13 protein-coding genes are annotated in these 15,117 nt (G+C 63.3%); 9 read left to right on the top strand and 4 right to left on the bottom strand.

Annotation, left to right across the window (positions count from 1 at the left end):
* Positions 1-5 precede the first annotated feature (5 nt).
* The 9 genes from B0E51_RS08580 (at position 6) to B0E51_RS08540 (ending at position 9,969) form a co-directional block, all read left to right on the top strand.
* Positions 6-446: a GNAT family N-acetyltransferase gene (locus tag B0E51_RS08580; protein WP_077444484.1), complete on the top strand. Its 441-nt coding sequence runs from the start codon at positions 6-8 to the stop codon at positions 444-446.
* Entirely contained in the window at positions 443-1,543 is a 1,101-nt protein-coding gene (locus B0E51_RS08575; protein ID WP_077444483.1) for an acetylornithine deacetylase, read from the top strand. Before B0E51_RS08580 ends, B0E51_RS08575 begins: the two co-directional genes overlap by 4 nt.
* 37 nt (positions 1,544-1,580) lie before the next feature.
* Positions 1,581-2,846 (top strand): acetylglutamate kinase, encoded by a 1,266-nt coding sequence (locus tag B0E51_RS08570; RefSeq protein WP_254424486.1) that lies wholly within the window; start codon positions 1,581-1,583, stop codon positions 2,844-2,846.
* Between the two features lie 3 nt (positions 2,847-2,849).
* Entirely contained in the window at positions 2,850-3,803 is a 954-nt protein-coding gene (gene argC / locus B0E51_RS08565) for an N-acetyl-gamma-glutamyl-phosphate reductase (protein ID WP_077444481.1), read from the top strand.
* Positions 3,804-3,910: 107 nt separating this feature from the next.
* Entirely contained in the window at positions 3,911-5,215 is a 1,305-nt protein-coding gene (gene argH / locus B0E51_RS08560) for an argininosuccinate lyase (protein WP_077444480.1), read from the top strand.
* Between the two features lie 336 nt (positions 5,216-5,551).
* Positions 5,552-6,646, top strand: a complete 1,095-nt coding sequence (locus tag B0E51_RS08555; RefSeq protein WP_168172609.1) for an acyltransferase — start codon at positions 5,552-5,554, stop codon at positions 6,644-6,646.
* Entirely contained in the window at positions 6,647-7,465 is an 819-nt protein-coding gene (locus B0E51_RS08550) for an SGNH/GDSL hydrolase family protein (protein WP_254424469.1), read from the top strand. It begins immediately after the preceding gene.
* A gap of 90 nt (positions 7,466-7,555) precedes the next feature.
* Positions 7,556-8,710: a glutamate 5-kinase gene (proB, locus tag B0E51_RS08545; RefSeq protein WP_077444477.1), complete on the top strand. Its 1,155-nt coding sequence runs from the start codon at positions 7,556-7,558 to the stop codon at positions 8,708-8,710.
* Positions 8,707-9,969, top strand: a complete 1,263-nt coding sequence (locus B0E51_RS08540) for a glutamate-5-semialdehyde dehydrogenase (protein WP_077444476.1) — start codon at positions 8,707-8,709, stop codon at positions 9,967-9,969. The genes proB and B0E51_RS08540 overlap by 4 nt, the downstream gene beginning before the upstream one ends.
* A gap of 62 nt (positions 9,970-10,031) precedes the next feature.
* On the opposite strand, the gene kynU is transcribed toward B0E51_RS08540, so the two are convergent.
* The 4 genes from kynU to B0E51_RS08520 form a co-directional block, all read right to left on the bottom strand.
* Complete coding sequence (gene kynU, locus B0E51_RS08535) at positions 10,032-11,309, bottom strand: kynureninase (protein WP_077444475.1); 1,278 nt, start codon at positions 11,307-11,309, stop codon at positions 10,032-10,034.
* A 92-nt stretch (positions 11,310-11,401) separates the two neighbouring features.
* The gene (locus B0E51_RS08530) at positions 11,402-11,926 is read right to left on the bottom strand and encodes a hypothetical protein (RefSeq protein WP_077444474.1); all 525 of its coding nucleotides are present in this window, start codon (positions 11,924-11,926) and stop codon (positions 11,402-11,404) included.
* A complete protein-coding gene (locus tag B0E51_RS08525; protein ID WP_077444473.1) occupies positions 11,923-12,957 on the bottom strand; it encodes an amidohydrolase family protein in 1,035 nt (344 codons plus the stop codon). The genes B0E51_RS08530 and B0E51_RS08525 overlap by 4 nt, the downstream gene beginning before the upstream one ends.
* A 58-nt stretch (positions 12,958-13,015) precedes the next feature.
* Complete coding sequence (locus B0E51_RS08520) at positions 13,016-15,115, bottom strand: FUSC family protein (RefSeq protein ID WP_077444472.1); 2,100 nt, start codon at positions 15,113-15,115, stop codon at positions 13,016-13,018.
* Between the last annotated feature and the right edge of the window lie 2 nt (positions 15,116-15,117).

The raw sequence follows: 15,117 nt of genomic DNA, 5'->3' as shown, positions 1-15,117 counted from the left end.
GCCGCATGGGCGCTTTGCAGATAAGCACGGACAAGGATCAGCTCGACATCGAGCTGATCCATCGTTTCCTTTCCACCGAGGCCTACTGGAGCCGCGGCATCCCGCGCGCGACCGTGGAACGGGCAATCGCCGGATCGCTGTGCTTCGGTGGCTACATCGACGGGCGCCAGGTGGCGTTCGCGCGGGTGGTCACCGATGGCGCCACCTTCGGTTATCTGGCGGATGTGTTCGTTCTGCCGGAACACCGCGGACAAGGCCATGCCAGGACACTGACGGCGGCTGTCATGGCGCATCCGCAGCTGCAGGGGCTGCGCCGCTTCAGTCTGGCCACCAGCGACGCGCACGGACTATATGCCGGCTTCGGTTTCGCTGCGCCCGCGCGGCCGCAGACCTTGATGGAAAAACTCGATCCGGACGTCTACACAAGAGCACCAGGCAGGCCATGAACCCGCTACTCCAAGCCACACTGGAACACCTGAAGGCACTCGTCGGTTTCGACACGCGCAACCCGCCGCGTGCGATCGGCACCGACGGCATCTTCGATTATCTGCGCGCGCAGTTATCCGATTTCGACGTCAAGGTGACCGATTACGGCGCCGGCGCAGTGACCCTGCATGCTGTACGTGGCCAGCCGAAATACCTGTTCAACGTGCATATGGATACGGTGCCGGATTCGCCGCACTGGAGTGCGAACCCGCACGAACTGCGGGTCACCGCGGATCGTGCGATCGGCCTCGGTGCCTGCGACATCAAGGGTGCCGCGGCAGCGTTGCTGGCAGTGGCGAATGCCACCGACGGTCCGCTGGCGTTGCTGCTGTCCACCGATGAGGAGGCGAACGATCCACGTTGCATCGCCGGCTTCCTCAGCGAGTCGCACCGTTACGAAGCGGTGGTCGTGGCCGAGCCGACCGGGGCCGAGGCAGTGCTGGCACATCGTGGCATCCAGTCGGTGCTGATGCGTTTCGCCGGTCACGCCGGCCACGCTTCGGGCGAACAGAAGCCCAGCGATAGCGCCTTGCACCAGACGGTGCGCTGGGGTGACGCGGCGCTGGATTTCGTCGCCGCGCAATCGCATGAGCGCTTCGGTGGACTCACCGGGTTGCGCTTCAATATCGGTCGCATCGAAGGCGGCATCAAGGCGAACATGATCGCGCCCACGGCGGAGGTGCGTTTCGGTTTCCGCCCGCTGCCGACGATGGATCCGGACCAGTTGCTGCAACGTTTCTCCACGTTGCTGGAGCCTGCGCCGGTGGAGTTCATCGAGACCTTCCGCGGTGCCTCGCTGCCAGCTGGCGATACCGCACGGGCCGAGGAGCGCCGCCTTGCTGCCCGCGACATCGCCGATGAACTGGAGCTGCCGATCGGCAACGCGGTGGATTTCTGGACCGAGGCCGCGCTGTTCTCGGCCGCGGGCTATACCGCCTTCGTCTACGGCCCGGGCGACATCGCCCAGGCGCACAGCGCCGACGAGTGGGTCGCGCTCAGTCAATTGCAGCAGTACGCAGAAGACATTTACCGGATCGTTGACAGTGGAAACGCATAAGCACACCCGCAAGACCATCGTGCGCCTGCTCTCAAGCATGGGCAGCGCGAAGGAAATCCAGCAGTACCTCAAGCGCTTCTCCGAAGTCGGCGCCAAGCGCTTCGCCGTGGTGAAGGTGGGCGGCGCCGTGCTGCGCGACGAGCTGGCCGATCTCGCCTCGTCGCTGACCTTCCTGCAGCAGGTCGGACTCACCCCGATCGTGCTGCACGGCGCCGGTCCGCAGCTGGATGAGGAACTGTCAGCCGCCGGCATCGAGAAACACACGGTGGGTGGCCTGCGCGTCACTTCGCCGAAGGCGCTCGGCATTGTGCGGCGCGTGTTCCAGCAGCAGAACCTGAAGCTGGTCGAGGCACTGCAGTCGATGGATACGCGCGCCACCTCGGTGGCGACCGGCGTGTTCATGGCCAGCTATCTCGACCCCGACACCTACGGCATGGTCGGCAAGGTCGACAGTATCAACCTGGCGCCGATCGAGGCCAGCCTGCGGGCCGGCTCGATCCCGGTGATCGCCAGCCTCGGCGAGACCGATGAAGGGCAGATCCTCAACATCAACGCCGACTTCGCCGCCAACGAACTGGTGCGCGTGCTGCAGCCGTACAAGATCGTGTTCCTCACCGGCACCGGTGGTCTGCTCGACGAGCAGGGCAAGCTGATCGACTCGATCAACCTGTCCACCGAGTACGAGCACCTGATGGCGCAGCTGTGGATCAATGGCGGCATGCGCCTGAAGCTGGAGCAGATCGCCGACCTGCTGGCCGACTTGCCGTTGACCTCGTCGGTGTCAATCACCCGGCCGGCGGAACTGGCCAAGGAGCTGTTCACCCACAAGGGTTCGGGAACGCTGGTGCGGCGCGGCGAGAAGGTGCTGACGTTCGACTCGTGGGAAGGTATCGACCTTGAGCGGATGCGTACGCTGATCGAGTCGAGTTTCGGCCGCACGCTGGTGCCGGACTATTTCGAACGCACCCAGCCACTGCGCATCTACGTGAGTGAGAACTATCGCACCGCGATGATCCTCACCGAGGAGGGGGGTCTACCGTATCTGGACAAGTTCGCCGTGCTCGACGATGCGCAGGGCGAGGGCCTGGGGCGCGCGGTGTGGCAGGTGATGCGCGAGGAGAACCCGCAGCTGTTCTGGCGCTCGCGCCACGGCAACCCGGTGAATCCTTTTTATTATGCCGAGTCCGATGGTTGCCTCAAGCAGCCGTACTGGAAGGTGTTCTGGTATGGCATCCATGACTTCGACACCATCGCCCGCTGCGTGACGCATTGCGCACAGCGGCAACCGACCTTGACGGACTGAAGCATGAGCACGAACAGGAAGCGCATCGGTATCGTCGGCGCACGAGGGCATACCGGTGCGGAGCTGATCCGCTTGATCGCAGCGCATCCGGCGCTGGAACTGGCCTTCGTCTCCTCGCGCGAGCTGGACGGCCAACGCGTCGACGCGCACGTATCCGAGTACCGCGGCGAGCTGTGGTACAGCGCGCCGGCGCACGAGGATCTGCCGAAGCTGGGCGCCGACGTGGTGATTCTGGCGCTGCCCAACGGCAAAGCCGAAGTTTGCGTGTCGGCGTTCGATGCAGCAGGTGCTGATCCGCTGATCATCGACTTGTCGGCTGACTATCGCTTTGATCCGCGCTGGTACTACGGCTTGCCCGAGCTGACTCGCGACAAGTGGCGTGGCGAGCGACGCATCAGCAATCCCGGCTGCTATGCCACCGCGATGCAGCTGTCGATAGCGCCGCTGAAGGATCTGCTCGCCGCACCACCGGTATGCTTCGGCGTGTCCGGCTATTCCGGTGCCGGCACCACACCGTCGGACAAGAACGATCCGGACAAGCTGCGCGACAACCTGATGCCGTACGCACTCACTGGGCACATGCACGAAAAGGAGGCGTCGTTCCGGCTCGGCGTGCCAGTGGAGTTCATGCCGCACGTGGCACCGCATTTCCGCGGACTCACGGTCACCACCAATCTCTATCTGACCCGGCCGTTGAAGCGCGAGGACGTATTTGCACGTTTCCATGCAGCCTATGACCACGAAAAATTGGTGGCCGTGACCGACGAAGCGCCGTGGGTCAGCCGCATCGCCCATCGCCATCATGCCGAAATCGGCGGTTTTTCCCTGTCGGCCGATGGCAAGCGCGTGGTGATCGTGGCGACGCTGGACAACCTGCTGAAGGGTGCAGCCACCCAGGCCATGCAGAACATCAACCGTGCGATCGGTGTCGATGAATACACGGCCATTCCGCTTTAGCACATCCATGCGGCATGGCCTGTGCGGGCCTTTGCTCGTCATTTCGGCGACGCGTTTTTCAACAGCCGAAGGGCTGCTCAAGCCGGAATCCACTTCAGGACAAGAACATGACTCAGCCCCTATGGCAAAAATCCGGCGTGCAGATCGACGCCAGGATCATGAAGTTTCTTGCCGGCGACGACGTGCTGCTGGATCGTGAGTTCTTCCTGCATGACATCACCGCCAGCAAGGCGCATGTGGAAGGGTTGGCGAATATCGGCGTGGTCAGTACCGATGAAGCTGCGGCGTTGAAGCGTGAGCTGGACGTGCTGGCGGCGGATTTCAGCGCCGGCACATTCGTATTGGACGAACGCTACGAGGACGGCCATTCGGCGATCGAGGCGCGGTTGACCGAACGACTCGGTGATGCGGGCCGCCGCGTGCATACCGGACGCAGCCGCAACGACCAGATCCTGGTGGCCACCCGGCTGTGGCTGAAGGATCAGCTCGCCACGCTGCAGGTGCATTGCCGCGCGATCGCGCAGGTCTGCCTCGACCGTGCGGCGCAGCCCGCATTGCCGTTGCCGGGTTACACGCATCTGCAGCGCGCGGTGGTGTCGTCCACCGCGATGTGGTTTGCCGGTTTTGCGGAAGGCTTCATCGACAACGCGCAGCGCGCGCAACAGACGTCGGCATGGATCGATGCGAATCCGCTCGGCACCGCTGCTGGCTATGGCGTGAATCTCAAGCTGGACCGCGAACACACCACGCACGCGCTCGGCTTCGCGCGCATGCAGGTTTCGCCGATCTACGCGCAGCTCTCACGCGGCAAGTTCGAGATGGCGGTGCTGGAGGCGATCGCCAGCGCACTGCTCGACCTGCGCCGGCTGGCGTGGGATCTGTCGCTGTTCACCACCGCCGAATTCAACTTCGTGAAGCTGCCGCCCGAATACACCACCGGCAGCTCGATCATGCCCAACAAGCGCAATCCCGACGTGGTGGAACTTCTGCGCGCCAGCTATGCCAGTGTCGCCGCCGCGCGCACCGAGATCGAACAGCTGCTGTCGCTGCCGTCCGGTTACCAGCGCGATCTGCAATTCTCCAAGGGCTCGCTGTTCCATGGTTGCCGCCATGGCCTGGGTGCGCTGGAGCTGGTGCCTGATTTGCTGGCACGCATGCAGTGGAACGAGGATGCCATGCGCGCAGCGATCGAGCCGGCGATGTACGCCACCGACGTGGCGATCGAGCAGGCTGCCGCTGGTGTGCCGTTCCGTGATGCCTATCGCGCGGCGGCAGAGGCTTCGGGCTCGGCAGGACAGGGCCGCACGCCGGAGAGCAGTCTCGCCGCGCGTGTATCGCCTGGTGCCGGCCACGATTTGCGACTGGATGAACTCGTGGCACGGTTACGAGAGATAGGTGCACGTTCAAGCTGAGAGGTGCGGCGACATTTCGGTTGCGGCGTCGAGATACGACATCAGTGTGGTCATGAAAGCAAGCTAGGGGCTATGTGGGCGAGGCTATGTTAGAACTGGGTGGCGTGGCGCATCGGTTGACAACGGGAAGCTGGATGCATGCCTATCCGGAGGCTTGCATTGATTTTGCGAAGATCTGCTGATGGGGATGCACTGCATCGCGGTGTCATCATCAGTCGCCGAGAGTGATCGTGATCTTGGATAACAAATACGTCAGGCTATCGGCAGTTCGTGTACATCAAATGGCAAGTGATACTGCCAGCACAGTACCCAACACAGGCAGATGGACATAGTGAAGTGACGCTGCAATCCCGATCGAACAATTTCGACTTTGTGCGTCTGCTGGCAGCTGGCGTAGTGCTGTGCGGACATCAGTTTGCAGTGTTCCTGCGTCCGGAGCCATCGCCTTTCGGGTTGATCACACTGGGCACGCTGGGCGTGCTGATATTCTTTTCAATAAGCGGTTACCTGGTGGCGCAAAGCTGGGATCGTGATCCCCATGTATTGCGGTTTGCCGCCAAGCGTTTTTTGCGCATCTGGCCAGGATTGGCGATAGTGACGTGCGTGGCGGTATTTATCGCTGGTCCGGCTGTTACAGCCTGGTCCCTGCGTGCCTATTTCAGTTCATCCATGACGTGGGATTATCTCTCGCAATTCTACTTGAATATAAAATACGTCTTGCCGGGCGTGTTCGAGCATAATCCCGTTTCTGTCGTGAATGGTTCGTTGTGGACCATCCCCATCGAGGTCCGTTGGTACGGCATTTTGCTGGTGGCGGGAATTCTCGGTCTGCTCCGGAAGAAGCTGCGAGTCGCATTGCTGCTTGGAGTCGCGCTCTACGCGATCTATATCTACGGCATCTTTGATGTGCAGCACAATCCGCGTGCGGCATTTTTGCGGCCCGATTTCGGCTGCGAATACGGTAGCTATTTCTGTTACGGAGTGTTGATGAATGGCTTTCGTGAAGAATGGCATCGGCACCGGTTACTGTTGTTCGGCTTGTTAAGCGTATTGGCGGTGGCACTTGTCGCCTTGCGCCACGGATATGCTGCCATCTACGTGTTATTGCCGTTCCTGGTGATCTGGTTTGGTACATCTTCGACACCGGTTTTGCGGGGTTTTGGCCGCTATGGTGATTTTTCGTACGGAATCTATATTTATGCCTTCTTGATCCAGCAATTTCTCATTTCACTCATGGGAATTAATCATCCGTACTGGATGGCTCTGTTGGCTTCGACGGTCTGTACGGTAGGGTGCGCCGTGTTGTCATGGCATTTCGTCGAGGCGCCGGCCATGGCGCTCAAACGTCATTTTGGTCGTGGTGATGCGGAGCAAGTCGGTGTGGCAAATACTCATGTCTTGCGAGCGAGTCTGCCTCCAGGAGCCGATTGAATGCCTTGTCCGTCTTCCGATATCCGTGATGGTGCAATCAATTATTCTCAGCTATCGGGTTGCCGATACATGAAAAAGAACATATGGATATGCGTACTCCTGCTGTTTGCCAACATGGCTGCGGCACAGGTTGCGGCACCCGCTCGACCTGCCTCGAACCCTTTCGTGTTGAGTGCGGCGCAGAAAGACAAGTTGTTGGCTGACTGGCCACAACTGGAAAGGTACCGTGAGGAAAATGCAGCGCTTCCACCACCCGGGAAAGGCGATAAGCGTGTCGTCTTCATGGGTGATTCAATCACCGACATCTGGCGTGGCCGGGATTTCTTTCCGGGAAAGCACTACATCAATCGCGGTATCAGCGGACAAACCACCGGGCAAATGCTGATCCGGTTCCGCGCCGACGTGATTGCGCTGAAGCCTCGTGTGGTCGTGATTCTTGCCGGTACGAACGATATTGCCGACAACAAAGGGCCGTATTCCCTGCCGATGATCGAGGACAACCTCATATCCATGGCGGAACTCGCGCGCGTCAATGGCATCAAGGTCGTGCTGGCTTCCATCACGCCGGTCAACGATGTCTATCTCCCGCTGACGGCTGGTCGGCCACCCGAGAAAATTCAGGCACTGAATGCCTGGATCAAGGCCTATGCCCGTCGCGAGCACTTCATTTATCTGGATTACTACGATGCTTTGGTTGGTCCGCATGACATGCTGAAAAAGGATTTTTCGGCAGACGGCATTCATCCCAATCCAACGGGCTATGCCGTGATGTCGCCATTGGCACAACGTGCGATCGACAAGGCCCTGATGGGCCCATAACCGGTCATGGCACGCGCAGATCGGAGCGTTGAAGTCGGTGGATGCACGCTGAGCGTCTTTCAAGGGCGCAAGCATTGAGGATGACGCAGCATGAGCTTGCATGTGAGATTGCCCATACAGGTGTTGCCGCCCTGGCGTCGTGCCGTGCTGAAAGTCGGCAGCAACCTGCTCGCCGCCGATGGAGGTGGCCTCACGCCACGTTACGCCGAAGCGCTGGCCGCGTTCATCAGCGCCAGTCATGCCGATGGCCGTCAGGTCATTTTGGTGTCTTCCGGCGCGGTGGCCGCGGGTCGCGCCTTGCTGCGCCAGCATGCGGCGGATGGTGGCGGTCTTGTCGCCAGACAGGCCTTGGCCGCCTTGGGGCAGGCGCCGATGATGGGGCTGTGGCAATCGCTGTCTGCACGATCGGTGGCGCAGGTGCTGCTTACCCATGATGACCTGCGCAACCGTCGCCGCTACCTCAACGCGCGCGCCACGTTGCGTGAACTGTTGGCGCTTGGCGTGCTGCCGGTGGTGAACGAGAACGACACCGTGGCGGTGGACGAGCTGAAGCTCGGCGACAACGATAATCTCGCGGCGATCGTCGCGGCTCTGGTCGATGCCGATCTGCTGCTGATCGCTTCCGACGTCGACGCGCTGTACAGCGCTGATCCGCGTCGCGATCCGGTGGCCACCCCGATTACCTACGTGCCTGTGCTGACGCCATCGATCCTGGCGATGGCTGGCGGCAGCGGCAGTACGGTCGGGACCGGCGGCATGCGTACCAAGCTGGAGGCGGCGGCCAAGGCTGCTGCGGCAGGGATTCCCACAGCGCTGTTCAATGGTCGTGACGCCACAACCGTGCAGGCGCTGCAGCATGATCGTTTGCACGGCACGCTGATCGCCGCCGCAAGTAGCCGCATGCAGGCGCGCAAGTATTGGTTGCGCCACGCACCGGCCGCACCGGGGCATATCCGCATCGATGCCGGTGCTGTGCAGGCGCTGGCTGGCGGTCGTGTCTCGCTGCTGCCGGGCGGCGTGCTTGGTGCTGATGGCGAGTTCCATCGCGGTGATCTGGTGGAGATCGTCGATGCGATCGGGCGATCGGTCGCCCGTGGCCTCTGCCAGTACGGTGCTGTCGAGCTCCGACGGCTGGCCGGGCGGCACAGTCGCGAGATCGAGGGCGTGCTGGGTTACAGCTACGGCGCCGAGGTAGTGCATCGCGATGATCTCGCCACCGTGAGCGACATGGAGGCAACCGCATGAGCAGCATCCGTCAGCAGGCACTCGATTGCCGCGATGCTGCGCAAGTCATCGCTGCGCTCGCCAGCGAGGCCAAGCGCGCGTTGCTGCGCGACATGGCTGCGGCGCTGGAAGCGCAGTGCGCTGCGGTACTGGTCGCGAACGTGCGCGACATGCAGCAAGCTGCGGTGAATGGCGTGCAGGGCGCCATGCTCGATCGCCTGCGGCTGGACGAGACGCGGGTGACCAGCATCGCCAACGCGTTGCGCGAAGTGGCCGACCTGCCTGATCCGGTCGGAGTAGTGACACGCCGCGAGGCACGGCCGAACGGATTATCGATCGAACGCGTGCGCATTCCCCTCGGCGTCATCGTGATGATTTACGAGGCACGCCCCAACGTCACCGCCGACGCCGCGGCGTTGTGCCTGATGGCGGGCAACGGCGTGATCCTGCGCGGTGGCTCGGAGGCGATCCATTCCAACACGGCGATTGCAGCGGCGTTGAAATCGGCACTGGAAGCACACGGCGTACCGGCGGCTGCGCTGACGCTGGTCGAGGATCTGCGCCGCGAGACAATGATCGAGCTGCTGCAGCTAAGCGACATTGTCGATCTGGCCATTCCGCGTGGCGGCGAAGGCCTGATCCGTTTCGTCGCCGAACACGCACGGGTGCCGGTGATCAAGCATTACAAGGGCGTCTGTCACCTCTATGTGGACCGCGCCGCCGACCCCGCACTGGCGCTGAATCTGCTGATCGACGGCAAGACCACACGCCCCGGCGTATGCAACGCGTTGGAGACGCTGCTGGTGCATCAGGACATCGCGGCTGCGTTTCTACCCGCGGCTGCGGCGTCATTGCAGCAACATGGCGTGCAACTGCGCGGTTGCGAGCGCAGTCGCGCCTTGGTGCCATCGATGAGCGCCGCGAGCGAGGATGACTACGCCGCGGAGTTCCTCGACCTGATCCTTGCCGTGCGCGTGATCGACGACCTGGACGCAGCGATCGAGCATATCCGCCGCCATGGCTCTGACCATACCGAAGTCATCGCCACTGCGGACGAAGCTGCGGCGCAACGCTTCGTGCTGGCAATCCGCTCGGCTGTGATAATGGTCAATGCCTCTTCGCGCTTCAGTGACGGTGGCGAACTCGGCCTCGGCGCCGAGATCGGCATCTCCACCACGCGTTTACACGCTTACGGGCCGATGGGGGCCGAGGCGCTCACGGTGGAGCGTTTCGTTGTGCGTGGGGAAGGGCAGGTAAGGCATCCGCAGAGTCGGATGTAATGTTGATGACCGACTGAATCCGCAGTCGAAAGCGGGCATATGCGATCAGGATGCCAAGCCAGTCAACCGCGACTCCACTCCCGCACCGTCTCAGCAAATACCAAACAATCCGCAAACCGGTTGTACAGCGGTGCTGGCGAAATACGGATCACGTCCGGCTCGCGCCAGTCGCCGATGATGCCGTGCTCCATCAGGTATTCGAACAGGGCACGGCCGCGTGCGCGGCCGCCGGTCACACGGATCGACAGTTGGGCACCCCGTCGTTGCGGATCGGTCGGGGTCACCACTTCCAGCACATCGGCCAGCTGGGTTTGCACCAGCCATTCGAGATAGCCGGTGAGCTTGAGTGATTTCTCACGCAGCGCATGCATGCCGGCGCGACGGAAGATCTGCAGCGACATGCGCAGCGGTGCCAGCGCGAGGATCGGCGGGTTGGACAGCTGCCAGCCATCGGCGCCAGCTGTCGGCACGAATTCGGGACCCATCTGGAAACGGGTGGTCTTGTCGTGGCCCCACCAGCCGGCGAAACGCGGCAGGTGTGCACGTGCGTGGCGTTCGTGCACGAAGGCGCCGCCGACCGCACCAGGGCCGCTGTTGAGGTATTTGTAGCTGCACCAGATCGCGAAATCCGCACCAGTGTCGTGCAGTTGCAGTGGCAGGTTGCCGACGGCGTGGGCGAGGTCGAAGCCTACCGTACAGCCATATTTGTGTGCGAGTTCGGTGATGGCCTTGAGGTCGAGTGCCTGACCGGTGCGGTACTGCACGCCGGGCAGCATCACCAGTGCGATGCGCGAACCATGTTCGGCCAGCGCGCGTTCGATCGCCGCCATCGAGATCGTGCCATTCGGCTCGTCGGCGTGCAGTTCGATCAGCGAAAGTGCGGGACTGAAACCGTGGAAGCGGATCTGCGATTCCACGGCGTAACGGTCGGTGGGGAAGGCGCCGGCCTCGATCAGGATCGCGTGGCGCTCAGGGGTGGGGCGATAGAAGCTCACCATCATCAGGTGCAGGTTCACGCCCAGTGTATTCATCGCCACCACTTCGGCGGGCTGCGCGCCAACTACCGCAGCGAGGTCGTCACGCACGAATTCGTGGTAGTCCATCCAGGGCAGACGGCCCTTGAAGTGGCCCTCGACGGCCAGTTCGCCCCAGTAGTCCAGCTCGGCATTGATCGCCTCGCGCACCGCGCGCGGTTGCAAGCCCAGCGAATTGCCGCAGAAGTACACACTGTCGCGCCCTTCATGTGGCGGGATCAGAAACTCGTCGCGGAACGCGCGTAGCGGGTCGGCGGCGTCCTGGGCGCGGGCCCAGTCGAGGCTGGCTTCAAAGGTCGGGGACATCGGACGATCTCTTCGGGGGTGTTGGCTCCTCTCCCTGCGTGTCCCGAAAAGGGACTCCCTTTGGTCGCAGGGGAGGGAGCGACGCCTGTGGCTTACTTAAGTCGCGCCGCGATGGTGTTGCAGCCCTTGTCGAATTCGTCCTTCCAGCTGGCGCCGGCCTGGCTCTGCGAAGGGCGCACGCAACGCAGCTGGATGGCATGGCCGTTCTTGAACCAGTAATGCTCGACATAGCTGAACTCGGCACCGTTTTCCTGCGCGGTGTAGAAGTTGCTGTTCGGCTGCGGCGGGACTGCGGAGGCCTTGTAGCCGGGGAGTGCCATGGCCTTCGCGGTGGCGTCGCTCTTGTACTGGTTGAAGCCATTCACGTCGGCGGCCTGGGCGACGGTCACGGTAATTCGCGCAAGGCTGGTCTTGCCGGTAGGTGACGGATCAGGCACCTGGAACACGCGTGTTTCCGGGTCGCCCTGGGTTTCCATGATGTCCAGCCAGCTGTCCGGCGTGCTGAAGGTGACACTGCCGTCAGCCATGCTGACATCGGTGGCGTGGACGCGACCTGCCAGCAGCAGGGTGGTGGCCAGGGCCGTGGCGATGATGGCGGTGCTGCGCAGGAAACTCATGCTGACTCCAGGGAGGTGTGGTCGGGGGCAAAGCGGTGCCTGGGCAGGCCCAGCCATTCCAGTGCGGTGCCGTGAAACAGTCGGGCGCGGTCGGTGTCGTTCAGGCCCAGCGCCTCGATGCCGCTGCCGGGTTCCTGTTCGCCCAGCGGGAAAGGATAGTCGGTGCCGAGCATCACCTGCTCGACGCCCGTCACATCCAGCAGATAGCGCAGCGCCAGATCGTCGTGCACGCAGGAGTCGAAATAGAAGCGTTTGAGGTATTCGCGCGGATTGCGCGGGTTGTCGGTGGCCACCAGATCCGGGCGCATCTTGAAGCCGTGTTCGATGCGACCGATGGTCGAGGGGAAGCTGCCGCCCCCGTGTGCCAGCATAACGCGCAGCTTTGGCAGCCGCTCCAGCACGCCGCCGAAGGCGAGGCAACAAGCGGCGCGCGCCTGCTCGGCCGGCATGCCGACCAGCCAAGGCATCCAGTATTTGGGCATGGTTGAGGCGCCCATCATGTCCCATGGGTGCACCAGCACCGCGGCGCCGAGATCGGCGGCTGCCTCGAAGAACGGGAACAGCTCCGGTGCATCCAGGTTCCAGTCGCCGCAATGCGAGCCAACCTGCACACCCTGCAGGCCGAGCTCGTCGATGCAGCGTTCCAGCTCGCGGATCGCCAGGTCCGGTGCCTGCAGCGGCACCGTGCCGATGCCGGCGTAGTGGCGCGGATAATCGCGGCAGATGCCGGCCATGTGGTTGTTCAGATGGCGGTGCAGCTCCAGCGCCTGGTGGCCCGGCGCCCAGTACGAGAACAGCACCGGCACGGTTGAGATCACCTGCACGTCGACGCCGAAGCGGGCGTAGTCGTCGATACGCGTCTGCGGATCGAACGCCGAATCCCACACTTCGCGGAAGAAGCGGCTGTCCTTGTAGATGCGGTGACGCCCGTCGGTATGCGTCATCACCGGAAAGCGGTCGTCGCCGTACTTGGCCGCCAGATTTGGCCAGTCGCGGGGCAGGATGTGCGCGTGGGTATCGATCTTGAGCATCCGCGCAGTGTAAAACCTCCGCGGGCCGGCGTCGCGTCGCCGGGTGCCAGTAGCAACCCTACAAAGCCTGAACTTCAGCTTCGGCAGCGGATTCCTGGCCGGCACGGTTCACCACATGGGCAAGCGTGTTGACGTTGTCGACCAGACGGTCGCTGAGTCGTCCCAACAGCTCGGCGCTGGAGCGGTCTGCGCTGTCCTGCAGCAGGGTCATCAGGGTGCGTTGCCGGGTACGCAGGTCGGGCAAGGCATCCATGCTGCGTTGTTCGCGTAACGCGGTGGCGATCGTCTGCACGGCGTCGGCGCATTGCTGCACGAAGTGGCCGACTTCGGCCCGCAGGGGCAGCGTGGCGAGATCGTCGATCATCGCTTCCAGCGTCATTGCGGTACGCGCCAGTCGGTTGCCGTTGGCGAACAGCGCCCGCGCCAGCGCCAGCAGTGCCGGCGGAGTGGCCGGTTCGGTGCGCATCCGGTCGATCGAGGCCTGCGCATTGGTGCGCGCGGTGCGGGCCGCGCTGCGTGTCTCGTGGTGGGCATGGCGCTGGTCGGGCAGCGCCAGTGCGTGCAGATAGCTGGCATAGGCATCCAGCATCACCGCCAGCGCGGCGCGTGCCCGACCGCGCTCCCAGGTTGGCCACGCCACATAGGCGAGCAGCGCCATGCCGCAGCCAAGCGCGGTGTTGATCACACGATCCATCACCGCTGCACTGGAGCCGACACCCTCGAACGAAAGCAGGATCACCACGGTGCCGGTCAGTGCGGCCACCGCGATGCCGTAATGCGCCGTGGCCAGGTAGCGGAACGCCATGCACAGCACGGCCATCAGCATGAGATGCGCCCAAGGCTCGCTCGGCGTGAAGTGCAGCAATGCCGTAGTAAGCACCAGCCCCAGCACGGTGCCGAGCACGCGCAGCAGGCCGAAATTGAAGGTGGCGGCAAAGTCCGGTCGCAGCACGATCGCCGCCGTCATCGGCAACCAGTAGCCGTGCGGCAGCTGCAACAGTCGCGAAATCCACAGCGCAGCGCTGAGGCAGACAGCCATGCGCAGGGCGTGCCGGAATGCCACCGATCGCGGGGTTAGGCTGGCGCGCAGCGTGGCCCAGACGGAACTGCTGCGCAGCGCCTTGGGCAGATGGGTTTCCGCCGCGCTGGCGCGCAGCTCGCCGCGGCTGCCGGCCCAGTCTGCGTTGCGCACCGCTGCTGCCAGCTGGCCGGAGAGGGCGTGGATATGCGCGGCAAGACCACCCGTGCTGGTGCTGCCATCGAGCAGGGCACGTTCGCTGGCCTGCAGTGTTTGCAGAGCACGTGCAGCCTGTTCGGGCGATTCGCCTTGTTCCAGTGCGCCGGCGATCGCCGTGAGCACGCGGGCAGCATCGTCGCGGAACATCATGTGGATGGCCGGGTTGGCATGCAGCTCGGTCATTGCGGTGAGCTCCAGCCGGATGCGCTCAGCCAGTTCCAGCAGTACACCGAATGCTTCCATCGCGCGGCCGTGGGAACGATGCTCGCCCAACAAGGTTTGCTGCAACGTAGTCATCGCTTCGGTCAACGCCGGGACCTCGGCATCGTCATGCGCCTGCTGCCTCGCCAGTGTGGCGAGACCGGCATAGACATGGGCCAGCGCATGGCGTTCGGGCAGATAGCGCTGCCATGGCCATGCTGCCAGCGAGAACAGGGTGAGCAGCAGGCCGCCGGAGAAAATCAGCGCGGCACCGCTCAGTGCGCCGATCAGCGAGGTTGGCGTGGATGCGGTGATCACCAGCAGGATCATGCTGGTCATGCCGACCCGTGCGGTATCGGTGCCGAACACCACCAGCAGGCCGCCGAAGAAACCACAGGCGGCGGTGGCCAGCAGCATCGGCAGCAACTGACCGCCGATCAGGAAGCCGCACAGCGAGGCAAGGCCAGCGGCCAGCGAGGCCAGCAGCAACTGGCGCATGCGCTGGCGATATGGCCCGGGCTGATCGGAAAACATCGTATCCAGTGCGCCGGCACCGATAGCCAGGCCAACCTCGGTATGTCCCGTAGCCAGCCCGATGCCCAGCGGCAGTATCACGGCGGCGGTATTGCGCAACACGACCTGCCACGGCACGTCCGGCCGCTTGATCTGGGTCAGGCTTTCGAGCGCATGGGCGCTTAGCGAATAACCGCTGGAGGGCATGG

It is taken from the genome of Rhodanobacter sp. C05 (genome assembly GCF_002001165.1).
Classification (GTDB): Bacteria; Pseudomonadota; Gammaproteobacteria; order Xanthomonadales; family Rhodanobacteraceae; genus Rhodanobacter.
This window is presented reverse-complemented; position numbering and strand designations above follow the sequence as displayed.

Bases quoted from the DNA above. Each gene is read 5' to 3' on its own strand.
- B0E51_RS08580 (WP_077444484.1), top strand. From the start codon at position 6: ATGGGCGCTTTGCAGATAAGCACGGACAAGGATCAGCTCGACATCGAG.
- B0E51_RS08575 (WP_077444483.1), top strand. From the start codon at position 443: ATGAACCCGCTACTCCAAGCCACACTGGAACACCTGAAGGCACTCGTC.
- B0E51_RS08570 (WP_254424486.1), top strand. From the start codon at position 1,581: ATGGGCAGCGCGAAGGAAATCCAGCAGTACCTCAAGCGCTTCTCCGAA.
- argC (WP_077444481.1), top strand. From the start codon at position 2,850: ATGAGCACGAACAGGAAGCGCATCGGTATCGTCGGCGCACGAGGGCAT.
- argH (WP_077444480.1), top strand. From the start codon at position 3,911: ATGACTCAGCCCCTATGGCAAAAATCCGGCGTGCAGATCGACGCCAGG.
- B0E51_RS08550 (WP_254424469.1), top strand. From the start codon at position 6,647: ATGCCTTGTCCGTCTTCCGATATCCGTGATGGTGCAATCAATTATTCT.
- proB (WP_077444477.1), top strand. From the start codon at position 7,556: ATGAGCTTGCATGTGAGATTGCCCATACAGGTGTTGCCGCCCTGGCGT.
- B0E51_RS08540 (WP_077444476.1), top strand. From the start codon at position 8,707: ATGAGCAGCATCCGTCAGCAGGCACTCGATTGCCGCGATGCTGCGCAA.
- kynU (WP_077444475.1), bottom strand. From the start codon at position 11,309: ATGTCCCCGACCTTTGAAGCCAGCCTCGACTGGGCCCGCGCCCAGGAC.
- B0E51_RS08530 (WP_077444474.1), bottom strand. From the start codon at position 11,926: ATGAGTTTCCTGCGCAGCACCGCCATCATCGCCACGGCCCTGGCCACC.
- B0E51_RS08525 (WP_077444473.1), bottom strand. From the start codon at position 12,957: ATGCTCAAGATCGATACCCACGCGCACATCCTGCCCCGCGACTGGCCA.
- B0E51_RS08520 (WP_077444472.1), bottom strand. From the start codon at position 15,115: ATGCCCTCCAGCGGTTATTCGCTAAGCGCCCATGCGCTCGAAAGCCTG.